Source organism: Klebsiella sp. HC6, from assembly GCF_022605325.1.
GTDB classification, from domain to species: Bacteria; Pseudomonadota; Gammaproteobacteria; order Enterobacterales; family Enterobacteriaceae; genus Klebsiella; species Klebsiella terrigena.
In genome coordinates this window covers 5733015-5747582 of sequence record NZ_CP093276.1, presented here as the reverse complement: position 1 = coordinate 5747582, position 14568 = coordinate 5733015, and the positions used below count along the sequence as shown (strand labels likewise).

Below are 14568 nucleotides of genomic sequence, written 5' to 3'. Positions count from 1 at the left end.
CTGCGTTGACTGCGCTCACTCACCCTCGTCGCCGGCTGTTTTTCGCGCCTGGGAATGTCCTCATTTGTCACCCTGACGCATCTTGATCACTCCATTCCAGTGGGTTAACTATGCTGATGCTTTTCCTTACCGTCGCGCTGGTGCACATCATCGCGCTGATGAGTCCGGGCCCGGACTTCTTCTTCGTTTCACAAACCGCCGTCAGCCGCTCGCGCAAAGAGGCGATGATGGGCGTACTCGGGATCACCTGCGGGGTGATGGTTTGGGCGGGCGTAGCGCTGCTCGGCCTGCACCTGATCATTGAAAAAATGGCCTGGTTGCACACTATTATTATGGTCGGCGGCGGGCTCTATCTGTGCTGGATGGGCTATCAGATGCTGCGCGGCGCGCTGAAAAAAAGCGAAGCGCCCGCCGCGGAGCCGCAGGTTGAACTGGCCCGCAGCGGGCGCAGTTTCCTCAAAGGGCTGCTCACCAACCTGGCTAACCCGAAAGCGATTATCTATTTTGGCTCGGTTTTCTCGCTGTTTGTTGGCGATAACGTCGGGGCAGGCGAGCGCTGGGGTATTTTCCTGCTGATCGTCCTGGAAACGCTGGCGTGGTTTGCGGTCGTGGCCAGCCTGTTTGCGCTGCCGGCGATGCGCCGCGGCTACCAGCGGATGGCGAAGTGGATTGACGGCGTGGCCGGCGCGCTGTTCACCGGTTTTGGCATTCACCTGATTATTTCACGCTAAGTCCGAAGACCCGCCAGGCTGCGCCTGGCAGAGTTATTCACCTCAGGCGTGGCGTGCCGAAGCCAGCAGCGCGCCAACCAGCATAAACAGCGATCCAAAGATCTTGTTCAACGCCGTCATCTGCTTTGGCCCCTTAATCCATACCGCAATGCGCTGCGCCAGCGTGGCATAGCCAATCATCACGATGATATCGACCACAATGGTGGTGACCCCCAGAACGAGATACTGCATCACCTGGGGCTGATGCGGCACGATAAACTGCGGGAACAGGGCCGCCAGGAACACGATGCTCTTTGGGTTGGTCAGATTAACGAAAACCGCCCGCTGGTATAATTTCCCCTGGGTTTGCGCTTTGGCGAGGGTCGTCAAATTGATTGCCCCCGCGGCCCGCCACTGCTGAATGCCCAGCCAGATAAGATAGGCCGCACCCGCCCATTTCAGCACTTCAAAGGCCAGCAGCGAGCGGGAAAACAGCGTTCCCAGGCCAATACCCACCAGAACGATGTGAATCGCCAGCCCGGTCTGCAGGCCGGCAATCGAGGCCGTTGCCCCGCGGTAGCCGTGGTTGATTGAGGTGGTCATGGTATTAATCGCCCCTGAGCCCGGGGACAGGCTGAGAATAATCGATGTCAGCAGATAGGCGAACCACCACTCGAACGTCATGAGAAACTCCCTGATTGTCTGTTTTTATGCCACAATACGCTATTGTGTAAGCCTTGTGTGATACACGGTAAAAAAACGATTTCTGGCGGTTAACAGGGGTGTAAACCCGATGTTTTGGCAGCAAAAGGATTGGGACACACGAGAAAACGCGTTTGCGGCTTTCACTATGGGGCCTCTGACCGATTTCTGGCGACAGCGGGAAGAAGCGGAATTTACGGGCGTGGACAGCATCCCGGTCCGCTTTGTACGCTTCTGCGCCAAACAACACGACCGGGTGGTGGTTATCTGCCCTGGGCGTATCGAAAGCTACGTGAAGTACGCCGAGTTGGCCTACGATCTGTTCCACAGCGGTTTTGATGTGATGATTATCGATCACCGCGGACAGGGGCGATCGGGGCGCATATTAACCGACAGCCACCGTGGTCACGTCGTCAACTTTAGCGATTACGTTGACGATCTCGCTGCGCTTTGGCAGCAGGAAGTTGCGCCAGGCCACTGGCGAAAACGCTTTATACTGGCTCACTCAATGGGCGGTGCAATCGCGACCTTATTTTTGCAACGCCACCAGCAGCATTGTGATGCCATCGCGCTGTGCGCGCCGATGTTCGGGATCGTTATGCGTCTTCCGGACTGGATGGTGCGCCATATTCTCGACTGGGCTGAGGGCTATCAGCGCATTCGGGAAGAGTACGCCATTGGCACCGGCCGCTGGCGGGCGCTGCCCTTCTCGGTCAACGTTCTGACGCATAGCCGCCAGCGCTACCGGCGCAACCTGCGCTTCTATGCGGACGAACCCCAGCTGCGGGTGGGCGGGCCAACGTACCACTGGGTGCGCGAGGGGATCCTCGCGGGCGAAGAGGCGCTGGCTGGCGTAGAAAAAGATATTACCCCCACGCTGTTGTTGCAGGCTGAAGAAGAACGCGTGGTCGACAACCGTATGCACGAGCGCTACTGCGAGCTGCGAGCTGCGGCGGGCCACCCCTGCGAAGGTAATAAGCCGCTTGTCATAGAAGGGGCATACCATGAGATCCTTTTTGAAAAGGACGCCATGCGCTCAGTCGCGCTAAATGCCATCGTCGATTTTTTCACTCGACACAATTAGAGCCTTTCCCGGCAGGTGTAAATTGTTACAGCCTGTGGGGCACGGACAGCGCGGAACCACCGCAACGTACAGGTAGTACGTGAGGATGGTGAGCGCTGCCCAGGTCCGAAATGGCAAATAAAATAGCCTGATGGGATAGGCTCTTAATCCGACGAAAACGCTCGTCGCCCTGCTTAGAGGTTAAAATTTTTATGTACCAGGTTGTTGCGTCTGACTTAGATGGCACGCTGCTTTCTCCCGATCACTACTTAACCCCCTACGCGAAAGAGACGCTGCAGCTGCTGACCGCTCGCGGCATCAACTTTGTTTTTGCTACCGGCCGTCATTACATCGACGTCGGGCAGATTCGCGATAATCTCGGCATTAAGTCCTACATGATCACCTCCAACGGCGCGCGCGTGCACGATAGCGAAGGCAATCAGATATTCGCCCATAACCTCGATCGCGATATTGCCAGCGATCTGTTTGAGATGATGCGCAGCGATCCGCTGGTCGTCACCAACGTCTATCGCGACGACGAATGGTACATGAACCGCCACCGCCCGGAAGAGATGCGCTTTTTCAAAGAGGCGGTGTTTAACTACAAGCTGTACGAGCCCGGCGAGCTTGATTCCCAGGGGATCAGCAAGGTGTTTTTCACCTGCGAGGATCATCAGCATCTGCTGCCGCTGGAGCAGGCGATCAACGCCCGCTGGGGCGATCGCGTGAACGTCAGCTTCTCAACGCTGACCTGCCTGGAAGTGATGGCGGGCGGCGTATCGAAAGGTCATGCCCTCGAAGCGGTTGCCAAAATGCAGGGCTACGCCCTGAAGGACTGCATCGCCTTTGGCGACGGCATGAACGATGCAGAGATGCTGTCGATGGCGGGCAAGGGCTGCATTATGCTGAATGCGCACCAGCGCCTGAAAGATCTTCACCCCGAGCTGGAGGTGATTGGCAGCAACGCTGACGACGCGGTGCCGCACTATCTGCGCAGGCTCTATCTCTCCTGATAAAGATTGACGACTGGCGATTTATTCTCCAGTTGTCAACCTGACTCTTCGCTACAATGAGCGTTCTTCCTCCTGAGAGACATTCATTGTGGCGCTACTGATTATTACCACCATCCTGTGGGCCTTCTCCTTTAGCCTGATCGGCGAGTACCTGGCGGGCAGCGTTGATAGCTACTTTTCGGTGCTGATGCGCGTTGGGCTGGCGGCGCTGGTGTTCCTGCCGTTTTTGCGCACCCGCGGACAGTCGCCGCGAACTATCGTGCTGTATATGCTGGTAGGGGCCATGCAGCTTGGCATTATGTATCTGCTGGCGTTCCGCGCCTACCTCTACCTGACGGTCTCCGAATTCCTGCTGTTCACGGTGTTTACGCCGCTCTATATCACCCTGATTTATGACCTGATCAGCGGGCGTAAGCTGCGCTGGGGCTACCTGCTCAGCGCCGGGCTGGCGGTGCTGGGGGCGGCCATTATTCGCTACGATAAAGTGAGCGATCATTTCTGGACCGGTCTGCTGCTGGTTCAGCTGTCGAATATCTGCTTTGCCATCGGCATGGTGGGCTACAAACGCCTGATGGAGCTACGGCCGATGCCCCAGCACAACGCTTTTGCGTGGTTCTATATGGGGGCGCTGCTGGTGGCGGTTGCGGCCTGGCTTATGCTGGGCAACCCGCACAGGCTGCCGACGACCACGGTGCAGTGGAGCATCCTGGTATGGCTCGGCGTGGTGGCTTCAGGGTTGGGGTACTTCATGTGGAACTACGGGGCGACGCAGGTGGATGCCGGAACGCTGGGCATCATGAATAACGTCCATGTTCCAGCCGGGCTGCTGGTTAACCTTGCCATCTGGCAGGAACAGCCCCACTGGCCGAGCTTTATTATCGGGGCTCTGGTGATCCTGGCCTCGCTGTGGGTCCATCGCCGTTGGGTCGCTCCGCACTCCGGACAAACGGCAGATGATCGCAAGCGTGGTTCCGCGCTGAGCGAATAAATGCTTCGGTAACCGGCTGACGCTGCTCGCCGTCGCGCACGGCGGCGTACAGCCGGCTCCACAGGCCTTCACCCAGGGTTTTGGTGACCACCAGACCCTGGCGTTCAAAATTCTCCACCACCCAGTGCGGCAGCGCCGCGATGCCCATCCGCGCGGCAACCATCTGAATGAGCAGCAGCGTATTATCGACGCTCTTCAGCTGCGGGCTGATACCCGCCGGCTGCAGGAAGTGGCGCCAGATATCCAGGCGACTGCGTTGCACCGGGTAAATCAGCAGCAGCTCTGCGGCCAGGTCTTCCGGCACAATCCGCGTTTTCAAGGCCAGCGGATGATCCGGCGCCAGCACCAGGCGCACTTCAAAATCAAACATCGGCGAATAGTGCAGCCCGCTGCGCGGCAGAATATCGGACGTCATCACCAGATCCAGCTCGCCCTGCTGGAGCGCGGGCTGCGGGTCAAAGGTCACCCCGGACTGGAAATCAACCTCGACGTGCGGCCAGCTGGCGCGGAAGCTCTCCAGCGCCGGCGTCAGCCACTGAATGCAGCTATGGCACTCAATGGCGATGCGCAGCCGGGTTTGCTGCGGCTCGTTACAGTCCTGCAGGGCGCGGGTGATTTGCGGCAGCACCTGGTGTGCCAGCTGCAGCAAAATCTCGCCCTGCGCGGTGAAGCGCAAAGGCTGACTTTTACGCACAAACAGACGGAAGCCAAGGCGCTGTTCCAGATCGCTGAACTGGTGGGACAGGGCGGATTGGGTCTGGTGCAGGGCCGCCGCAGCGCCCGCGAGTGAACCGCTATTCCGCAACGCCAGCAGCGTTTTCAGGTGTTTAATTTCGATCATGAAAGTCCTTCACTTCGGCATGAATAATTTGCGCTTGAGGAATATACAGTAACCGCCAATTATGGATGTGTAAACATCTGGACGTCTAAATCCTTTATCTTTCGAATTTATGGTGCGTTGGCCGCACTTCCTCACCCGGTCACTTACTTCAGTAAGCTCCCGGGGATGAGCAAGTTTGCCGCCTTCTCTGAATTTAAAATCCTTAGGATTTGCACATCATGAGGCTCAAAAAATGACAATTATCAATCACACCCTCGGTTTCCCTCGCGTTGGTCTTCGCCGCGAGCTGAAAAAAGCGCAAGAGAGCTACTGGGCGGGTAACGCCACCCGCGAAGAGCTGCTGGCAGCGGGCCGTGAGCTGCGCGCCCGCCACTGGGATCAGCAAAAGCAGGCGGGTATCGATCTGCTGCCGGTGGGCGATTTCGCCTGGTACGACCATGTTCTGACCACCAGCCTGCTTCTGGGCAACGTGCCGGCTCGTCATCAGAACAAAGACGGCTCCGTCGATATCGATACGCTGTTCCGCATTGGCCGCGGCCGTGCGCCGACCGGTGAACCGGCGGCAGCGGCGGAAATGACCAAATGGTTTAACACCAACTATCACTACATGGTGCCGGAGTTTGTGAAAGGTCAGGCGTTCAAACTGACCTGGACCCAGCTGCTGGACGAAGTTGACGAAGCGCTGGCGCTGGGCCATAAGGTGAAGCCCGTGCTGCTTGGCCCGGTTACTTATCTGTGGCTGGGTAAAGTGAAAGGCGAGCAGTTCGATCGTCTGGATCTGCTGAACGATATTCTGCCGGTCTATCGGCAGGTGCTGGCTGAGCTGGCAAAACGCGGCGTTGAGTGGGTGCAGATTGATGAGCCGGCGCTGGTGCTGGAGCTGCCGCAGGCGTGGCTGGATGCCTTTAAGCCGGCATACGACGCGCTGCAGGGCCAGGTTAAGCTGCTGCTGACTACCTATTTTGAAGGGGTGAGCGCCAACCTCGATACCATCGTCGCGCTGCCGGTACAGGGTCTGCACGTTGACCTGGTTCACGGTAAAGATGATGTTGCCGGGCTGCATGCGCGCCTGCCGTCAGGCTGGCTGCTCTCCGCGGGCCTGGTCAACGGTCGTAACGTCTGGCGCGCAGATCTCACCGAGAAATATGCGCAAATTAAAGAGATCGTCGGCAAACGTCAGCTGTGGGTCGCCTCCTCCTGCTCCCTGCTGCACAGCCCGATCGATCTGAGCGTGGAAACCCGCCTGGACGCGGAAGTGAAAAGCTGGTTTGCCTTCGCTCTGCAAAAATGCGCCGAGCTGGCGCTGCTGCGCGATGCGCTGAACAGCGGCGATACCGCCGCCATTGAGGCGTGGAGCGCGCCGATTCAGGCCCGCCGTCACTCAACCCGCGTACACAACGCCGCGGTGGAAAAACGTCTGGCGGCCATTACCGCCCGGGACAGCCAGCGCAACAGCCCGTACGCGGAGCGTGCCCAGGCCCAGCGCGCCCGCTTTAACCTGCCGGCGTGGCCGACCACGACCATCGGCTCTTTCCCGCAGACCACCGAAATTCGCGGCCTGCGTCTGGACTTCAAGAAAGGCAATCTCGACGCTAATAACTACCGTACCGGCATCGCGGAGCACATTAAGCAGGCGATCGTTGAACAGGAGCGCTTAGGCCTCGACGTGCTGGTGCACGGCGAAGCCGAGCGTAACGACATGGTGGAGTATTTCGGTGAGCACCTCGACGGCTTTATCTTTACGCAAAACGGCTGGGTGCAGAGCTACGGTTCGCGCTGCGTCAAGCCGCCGGTGGTGATCGGCGACGTCAGCCGCCCGGAAGCCATCACCGTTGAGTGGGCGAAATACGCGCAGTCTCTTACCGACAAGCCGGTGAAAGGCATGCTGACCGGTCCGGTGACGATTCTGTGCTGGTCATTCCCCCGCGAAGACGTCAGCCGCGAAACCATCGCGAAGCAGATTGCGCTGGCGCTGCGTGACGAAGTGGCGGATCTGGAAGCGGCCGGTATCGGTATCATCCAGATTGATGAACCGGCGCTGCGAGAAGGCCTGCCCCTGAAGCGGAGCGACTGGGATGCATACCTGCAGTGGGGCGTGGAAGCCTTCCGTATCAACGCCGCCGTGGCGCAGGATGATACCCAGATCCATACCCATATGTGCTATTGCGAGTTCAATGACATCATGGATTCTATCGCGGCGCTGGATGCGGACGTGATTACCATTGAGACCTCGCGTTCCGACATGGAGCTGCTGGAGTCGTTCGAGGAGTTCGAATATCCGAACGAAATCGGGCCGGGCGTGTATGACATCCATTCGCCTAACGTCCCGAGCGTGGAGTGGATTGAAGCCCTGCTGGAGAAAGCCGCTCAGCGCATACCGGCGGAGCGTCTGTGGGTTAACCCGGACTGCGGACTGAAAACTCGCGGCTGGCCGGAAACCCGTGCGGCGCTGGCGAACATGGTGAAAGCCGCGCAGAACCTGCGTGAATCCGCATAAAGAGCCGCCGCGGTAAAAATCGGCGGTAACGCAGAAATTGATCGTGCGGTAATAAATTGATCGTGTGGTAATAAAAAGAGGAGGCGGATGCCTCCTCTTTTATATTCATCGGGAGCGCAAATTTAAGCCTTCTTTCCCCCGCCATACTGAGCAAACCACGCCAGCATGCGCTGCCAGCCATCCTGCGCCGACTCTTCATGGTAGCTGGCACGATAGTCGGCATTAAACGCGTGGCCGGCCTGCGGGTAGACCACGATCTCTGCCGTCGCGTTGGCGGCGCGTAGCGCCTGGCGCATGGTTTCTACCGTGTCCTGCGGGATGCTGTCATCCTTCGCGCCGTAGAGTCCCAGCACCGGAGCATTAAGATCGACGGCGACGTCCACCGGATGCTTCGCGGAGTTCAGCGTTTTCTGCCCGACCAGCTTGCCGTACCAGGCGACGGCGGCCTTCAGCTGCGGGTTATGCGCGGCATAGAGCCAGGTAATACGTCCACCCCAGCAGAAACCGGTGATCAGCAGGCGATGAGCATCGCCCCCGTGACGTCCCGCCCAGCTGGCGACATGGTCAAGGTCTGCCAGCACCTGCGAGTCCGGGACTTTGCTGACCAGCTCCTGGAATAGCGTCGGGATATCGGTGTACTCGTTTGGATCGCCCTGGCGAAAGTACAGCTCTGGAGCGATTGCCAGATAGCCTTCCAGCGCCAGACGACGGCAGACGTCGCGGATGTGCTCATGGACGCCGAAAATTTCCTGCACCACGATCACCACCGGAAGCGGGCCATCGCTATTTTTCGGCCGGGCATGGTACGCCGGCATGTTCTCGCCCTGAGAAGGGATCGAGGTTTCTCCAGCGGTAATGCTCTCTTCCGGCGTATAAACGGCGGTAGAAGCGTGCGGGGTGGCTGCAGGTGCAAAGCCGGGTTGCTTGGTTGTGGTCATGGTATTCTCCGTACCCTTAATTTATTAGCGCATCGATAACTATAGACTCTTAAGACCGGACGTTAACAAACCACAGTGCCCGAAACAGGCTATCTTTTGTTCAGGCACGGCGAATATAACTTGTTAATGTGACGTAACTCACTATTTAATGGAATATTGTTGCAATGATTTTCATTCATGGTGATTGGTGTCACAAAATTAAGCGGATGGCTTCTGTAAAGTACCGTTTTGCTTCTGCTGATAATTCGACCCACAGAGGAGTTTTTTATGTCTAAGTCTGATGTTTTTCATCTCGGCCTCACCAAAAACGATTTACAAGGGGCTACGCTGGCTATCGTCCCTGGCGATCCGGAGCGTGTGGAAAAGATCGCCGCGCTGATGGATAAGCCGGTCAAGCTGGCATCGCACCGCGAATTTACCTCCTGGCGCGCCGAGCTTGACGGCAAGCCGGTGATCGTATGCTCTACCGGTATCGGCGGCCCGTCGACGTCGATTGCCGTTGAAGAACTGGCTCAGCTGGGAATCAATACCTTCCTGCGTATCGGCACCACCGGCGCGATCCAGCCGAATATCAACGTTGGCGACGTTCTGGTGACCACGGCATCCGTGCGCCTCGACGGCGCGAGCCTGCACTTTGCGCCAATGGAATATCCGGCCGTCGCTGACTTTGCCTGCACCACCGCGCTGGTGGAAGCGGCTAAATCAATCGGCGCAACGACCCATATCGGCGTAACCGCCTCTTCTGACACCTTCTATCCGGGCCAGGAGCGCTATGACACCGTTTCCGGTCGCGTGGTGAGCCGTTTTAAAGGCTCGATGGCAGAGTGGCAGGCGATGGGCGTCATGAACTACGAAATGGAATCCGCCACGCTGCTGACCATGTGCTCCAGCCAGGGCCTGCGCGCCGGGATGGTTGCCGGGGTTATCGTTAACCGTACCCAGCAGGAAATTCCTAACGCCGAAACCATGAAGCAAACCGAAAGCCATGCGGTGAAAATTGTCGTTGAAGCGGCCCGCCGTCTGCTGTAGTTCCTCCCCTTATCGCGAAGGCCGGCTCGCCCGGCCTCTCTTTTTTGCGCTGCGCCTCGCAGGAAATTCCTTTTAAACTGGACGTTTGTACAGCACAATTCTATTTTTGTGCCGTAGGCGGTTGCAGTAGCAGGGGGCGTTGTGGATATCTCAATTATTATAAGTGCCATCGCGGCGCTGGTCGTAGGGCTGGTCGTCGGCTGGCTGGCGACGAAGGCCGCTGCCGATCGGACGCGTGCCGACCTCATCGAAGAGCGGCGCGAGCTGGATATTGAGCTCAGCTCGGCCCGCCAGCAGGTGGTGCAGGCGGCCCACTGGCGCGATGAGTGCGAGCTGCTGAATAATGAGCTGCGCAGCCTGCGCGATATCAATAGTTCGCTGGAGGCCGACCTCCGTGAAGTCACCACCCGCCTTGAATCTACCCGGCTACATGCGGAAGAGAAAGTTCGCCAGATGATGAACAGCGAGCAGCGCCTCAGCGAGCAGTTTGAAAATCTGGCTAACCGCATTTTCGAGCACAGCAACCGACGGGTTGATGAGCAGAACCGACAAAGCCTGCACGGCCTGCTGACGCCGCTGCGTGAACAGCTGGACGGCTTTCGTCGCCAGGTACAGGATAGCTTCGGTCAGGAGGCGCGAGAGCGTCACACCCTGGCCCATGAAATCCGCAATTTACAGCAGCTCAATACCCGAATGGCGCAGGAGGCTCTCAACCTGACCCGCGCGCTTAAGGGCGATAACAAAACCCAGGGCAACTGGGGGGAAGTGGTATTAACCCGCGTGCTGGAGGCTTCCGGGCTGCGGGAAGGCTACGAGTACCAGACCCAGGTCAGCATCGAAACGGAAAGCCGCTCGCGGATGCAGCCGGACGTGGTCGTCCGTTTGCCGCAGGGAAAAGACGTGGTCATTGATGCCAAAATGACGCTGGTGGCCTATGAACGCTACTTTAACGCCGAAGATGATTACGCCCGCGAGGCGGCGCTGCAGGAGCATATTGCCTCGGTGCGCAGCCATATCCGCCTGCTTGGCAGGAAAGACTATCAGCAGCTGCCGGGGCTGCGATCGCTCGACTACGTTCTGATGTTTATCCCCGTTGAGCCCGCATTTCTGCTGGCGATAGACCGCCAGCCAGAGCTTATCAGCGAAGCGCTGCAGCACAATATTATGCTGGTCAGCCCCACCACGCTGCTGGTTGCGTTACGCACTATCGCCAACCTCTGGCGCTATGAGCATCAGAGCCGCAATGCGCAGAAAATTGCCGAACGCGCGGGCCGCCTGTACGACAAGATGCGGCTGTTCGTCGATGACATGTCCGCAATAGGCCAGAGCCTCGACAAAGCGCAGGATAATTACCGCCAGGCGATGAAAAAGCTGGCCTCCGGTCGCGGCAACCTGCTGGTGCAGGCTGAAGCCTTTCGCGGCCTCGGGGTGGAGGTTAAGCGCGGGATTAATCCGGACTTAGTCGAACAGGCAACCGCCCAGGACGATGAATACCGGCTGGATGATGATAACCTATCGGAAAATAACGGTTTTTCATCCGAACCTTCCGCCTCATCGATGTCGGGCGAGGGTTCTCAGCCGCGTTGAACCGTATGGGAAATGCGCTAAATCTGTTACACTCGGCGAACATTTTCTTGATAAGCAAGCAGGCATTGAGATGGTTGAGGATTCACAAGAAACGACGCACTTTGGCTTTCAGACGGTTGCCAAAGAGCAGAAGGCGGACATGGTTGCGCATGTATTCCATTCTGTGGCCGCAAAATATGATGTGATGAACGATTTGATGTCGTTCGGTATTCATCGTTTGTGGAAGCGTTTCACCATCGATTGCAGCGGCGTGCGTCGCGGGCAGACCGTGCTGGATCTGGCCGGCGGCACCGGTGACCTGACGGCAAAATTCTCCCGCCTGGTCGGTGAATCTGGCCGCGTCATGCTGGCCGATATTAACGATTCAATGCTGAAGATGGGCCGCGAAAAGCTGCGCAACGTCGGCATCGTCGGCAACGTTGAGTACGTTCAGGCCAATGCCGAAGCGCTGCCGTTTGCCGATAACACCTTTGACTGCATCACTATTTCATTCGGCCTGCGCAACGTCACCGATAAAGAAAAAGCGCTGCGCTCCATGTACCGGGTTCTGAAGCCGGGCGGACGCCTGCTGGTGCTGGAGTTTTCAAAACCGATTATTGAACCGCTGAGCAAAGCGTACGACGCCTACTCCTTCCATATCCTGCCGCGGGTGGGTGAACTGGTAGCCAGCGACGGCGAAAGCTATCGCTATCTGGCGGAATCTATTCGCATGCACCCCGATCAGGACACCCTGAAGGGCATGATGCAGGATGCGGGCTTTGAAAGCGTCGACTACTACAACCTGACGGCAGGTATCGTGGCGTTACACCGCGGTTATAAGTTCTGACAGGGGAGACGCTATGCCTTTCAAACCACTGGTAACCGCGGGTATTGAGACGGTTCTGAATACCTTTCTCTGGCGTGATAAAGCCTTAAAACCGGCGCGTCAGCGTCTGTCAGGGAAAGTGCTGCGCGTGGAGCTGCAGGAGCTGGCGACGCCGGTGGTTCTGGCCTTTAGCGAGCGCCAGGTCGATGTGCTCGGCGCGTGGGAAGGCGAAGCCGACTGTACCGTCATCACCCGCCTGAGCGTCCTGCCGCAGCTGCGCAATCGTCAGCAGCTTACCGCGCTTATCCGCAGCGGTGACCTGCAGGTGCAGGGCGATCTGCAGGTGGTGCAGAATATGGTGACGCTGTGCGATCTGGCGGAGTTTGATCCCGCTGAGCTGCTGGCCCCGTATACCGGCGATATTGTCGCCGAGGGCGTCAGCAAAGTATTCCGCACCGGCGCTCGCTTTCTGCTGCACGGCGCGCAGCGCCAGCAGCGGTATATCGCTGAGACGCTCACCGAAGAGTGGCGTCTGGCGCCGGGCCCGCTGGAAATGGCCTGGTTTGGGGAAGAGACCGCCGCCGCGGAACGCGCCCTGGCTGCGCTTGAAAAACGGCTGGAAATGCTGGAGGGCAAATGACGCCAGGAGAATTACGGCGCCTGTATCTTATTATCCGCACCTTTTTGAGCTACGGGCTCGATGAGCTGATCCCCAAAATGCGTATCACGCTGCCGCTGCGTATCTGGCGGCGTACGCTGTTCTGGATGCCAAATCGTCACAAAGACAAACCTCTCGGTGAACGCTTACGCCTTGCGCTGCAGGAGCTGGGGCCCGTGTGGATCAAATTTGGCCAGATGCTGTCAACCCGTCGCGATCTCTTTCCTCCGCAAATAGCCGATCAGCTCGCGCTCCTGCAGGATCGCGTGGCGCCGTTTGATGGCCAGCTGGCTAAAAAGCAGATCGAGCAGGCGATGGGCGGTCTTCCGGTTGATGCCTGGTTTGATGATTTCTCGATTGAGCCGCTGGCCTCCGCCTCGATTGCACAGGTGCATACCGCGCGCCTGAAAGAGAACGGCAAAGAGATTGTGATTAAGGTTATCCGCCCGGACATCGTGCCGGTTATCAAAGCGGATATGAAGCTTATCTATCGCCTGGCGCGCTGGGTGCCTCGCCTGCTGCCCGACGGCCGCCGCCTGCGCCCGCAGGAAGTGGTGCGCGAGTATGAAAAGACGCTGCTCGACGAGCTCAACCTGCTGCGCGAATCGGCAAACGCCATTCAGCTGCGGCGCAATTTCGAAGATAGCCCGATGCTCTACGTTCCGGAGGTTTACTCCGATTACTGTAGCGAAGGCATGATGGTGATGGAGCGGATTTACGGCATCCCGGTTTCCGATGTCGAGGCGCTGGAAGCTCAGGGTACCAACATGCAGCTGCTTGCAGAGCGGGGCGTGCAGGTGTTTTTCACCCAGGTATTCCGCGATAGCTTCTTCCACGCGGACATGCATCCGGGCAATATTTTTGTCAGCTATGAGCATCCGGAGAACCCGAAATATATCGGCATTGACTGCGGCATCGTGGGCTCGCTGAATAAAGAAGATAAGCGCTATCTGGCGGAAAACTTCATCGCCTTCTTCAACCGTGACTATCGCAAAGTCGCCGAGCTGCACGTCGATTCCGGCTGGGTGCCTGCGGATACAAACGTTGAAGAGTTCGAGTTTGCCATCCGCACCGTCTGCGAACCTATCTTCGAAAAGCCGCTGGCTGAAATCTCCTTTGGGCATGTTCTGCTGAACCTGTTCAATACCGCCCGGCGCTTCAATATGGAAGTTCAGCCGCAGCTGGTATTGCTACAGAAGACATTACTTTACGTAGAAGGGGTAGGCCGCCAGCTCTATCCTCAGTTAGACTTGTGGAAAACGGCGAAGCCTTTCCTTGAGTCGTGGATTAAAGATCAGGTCGGTATTCCGGCGCTGGTACGCGCGTTCAAAGAAAAAGCGCCGTTCTGGATTGAAAGAATGCCGGAGATACCGGAGCTGGTGTACCAAAGCCTGCAGCAGAGCAAACAGCTGCAGCACAGCGTTGATACGATTGTCCGCGACATCCAGGTGCGGCACGCTCGCCAGGGACAGTCCCGTTATCTGTTTGGTATAGGCGCCGTTTTATTACTCAGCGGTACGCTGTTATTTATCCACCGGCCGGAGTGGGGCCTGATGCCCGGCTGGCTAATGGCCGGTGGCGTTGTGACCTGGCTGATTGGCTGGCGGAAAACGCGCTAAGCGGTATGGCCTCCATCACGGCGCATTCGTTGTTGCGCGAAGTCATGCGAGCAGCCTGACGAAGAGGCGGCCCGCGGGATGACGTGTATAATGCGTCCCATTAATTCATCATCTGTCA

Annotated in this window: 13 protein-coding genes; 10 read left to right on the top strand and 3 right to left on the bottom strand. The window is 58.0% G+C overall.

The genetic code is table 11. The features are described 5' to 3' along the window. Nucleotides 1–110: 110 nt before the first annotated feature. Nucleotides 111–731 (top strand): threonine export protein RhtC, encoded by a 621-nt coding sequence (gene rhtC, locus MMW58_RS27665; RefSeq protein ID WP_045853598.1) that lies wholly within the window; start codon nt 111–113, stop codon nt 729–731. Nucleotides 732–773: 42 nt separating this feature from the next. On the opposite strand, the gene rhtB is transcribed toward rhtC, so the two are convergent. After that, nucleotides 774–1394 (bottom strand): homoserine/homoserine lactone efflux protein, encoded by a 621-nt coding sequence (gene rhtB, locus MMW58_RS27660; RefSeq protein WP_133601415.1) that lies wholly within the window; start codon nt 1392–1394, stop codon nt 774–776. Between the two features lie 109 nt (nt 1395–1503). Between rhtB and pldB the strand changes: the two genes are divergently transcribed. The 3 genes from pldB to MMW58_RS27645 all read left to right on the top strand — a co-directional run bounded on the left by pldB (nt 1504) and on the right by MMW58_RS27645 (nt 4476). Next, nucleotides 1504–2496, top strand: coding sequence for a lysophospholipase L2 (gene pldB / locus MMW58_RS27655; protein ID WP_133601414.1), 993 nt, complete (start codon nt 1504–1506; stop codon nt 2494–2496). 191 nt (nt 2497–2687) lie between these two features. Further along, the gene (gene yigL / locus MMW58_RS27650) at nt 2688–3488 is read left to right on the top strand and encodes a sugar/pyridoxal phosphate phosphatase YigL (RefSeq protein WP_045853595.1); all 801 of its coding nucleotides are present in this window, start codon (nt 2688–2690) and stop codon (nt 3486–3488) included. Nucleotides 3489–3576: 88 nt separating this feature from the next. Then, the gene (locus MMW58_RS27645) at nt 3577–4476 is read left to right on the top strand and encodes a carboxylate/amino acid/amine transporter (RefSeq protein WP_133601412.1); all 900 of its coding nucleotides are present in this window, start codon (nt 3577–3579) and stop codon (nt 4474–4476) included. On the opposite strand, the gene metR is transcribed toward MMW58_RS27645, so the two are convergent. Next, nucleotides 4364–5317 carry an HTH-type transcriptional regulator MetR gene (gene metR, locus MMW58_RS27640; RefSeq protein WP_133601411.1) on the bottom strand — a complete coding sequence of 318 codons (954 nt, stop codon included), beginning with the start codon at nt 5315–5317 and terminating at the stop codon, nt 4364–4366. The genes MMW58_RS27645 and metR overlap by 113 nt on opposite strands. A gap of 232 nt (nt 5318–5549) precedes the next feature. Between metR and metE the strand changes: the two genes are divergently transcribed. After that, entirely contained in the window at nt 5550–7814 is a 2265-nt protein-coding gene (gene metE / locus MMW58_RS27635; RefSeq protein WP_241722506.1) for a 5-methyltetrahydropteroyltriglutamate--homocysteine S-methyltransferase, read from the top strand. Between the two features lie 122 nt (nt 7815–7936). Here the strand turns inward: metE and MMW58_RS27630 are convergent, their stop codons facing one another. Next, entirely contained in the window at nt 7937–8752 is an 816-nt protein-coding gene (locus tag MMW58_RS27630; protein WP_123550846.1) for a dienelactone hydrolase family protein, read from the bottom strand. A 267-nt stretch (nt 8753–9019) separates the two neighbouring features. On the opposite strand from MMW58_RS27630, the gene udp reads away from it, so the two are divergent. The 5 genes from udp (at nt 9020) to ubiB (ending at nt 14450) form a co-directional block, all read left to right on the top strand. Next, nucleotides 9020–9781, top strand: a complete 762-nt coding sequence (gene udp / locus MMW58_RS27625; protein WP_041143515.1) for a uridine phosphorylase — start codon at nt 9020–9022, stop codon at nt 9779–9781. 141 nt (nt 9782–9922) lie between these two features. Then, complete coding sequence (gene rmuC, locus MMW58_RS27620; protein WP_241722505.1) at nt 9923–11368, top strand: DNA recombination protein RmuC; 1446 nt, start codon at nt 9923–9925, stop codon at nt 11366–11368. A gap of 70 nt (nt 11369–11438) precedes the next feature. Then, nucleotides 11439–12194: a bifunctional demethylmenaquinone methyltransferase/2-methoxy-6-polyprenyl-1,4-benzoquinol methylase UbiE gene (ubiE, locus tag MMW58_RS27615; protein ID WP_041143517.1), complete on the top strand. Its 756-nt coding sequence runs from the start codon at nt 11439–11441 to the stop codon at nt 12192–12194. Between the two features lie 13 nt (nt 12195–12207). Continuing rightward, nucleotides 12208–12813 carry a ubiquinone biosynthesis protein UbiJ gene (ubiJ, locus tag MMW58_RS27610; RefSeq protein ID WP_133601408.1) on the top strand — a complete coding sequence of 202 codons (606 nt, stop codon included), beginning with the start codon at nt 12208–12210 and terminating at the stop codon, nt 12811–12813. Further along, nucleotides 12810–14450, top strand: a complete 1641-nt coding sequence (gene ubiB / locus MMW58_RS27605; RefSeq protein ID WP_076948006.1) for a ubiquinone biosynthesis regulatory protein kinase UbiB — start codon at nt 12810–12812, stop codon at nt 14448–14450. Before ubiJ ends, ubiB begins: the two co-directional genes overlap by 4 nt. Nucleotides 14451–14568: the final 118 nt, after the last annotated feature.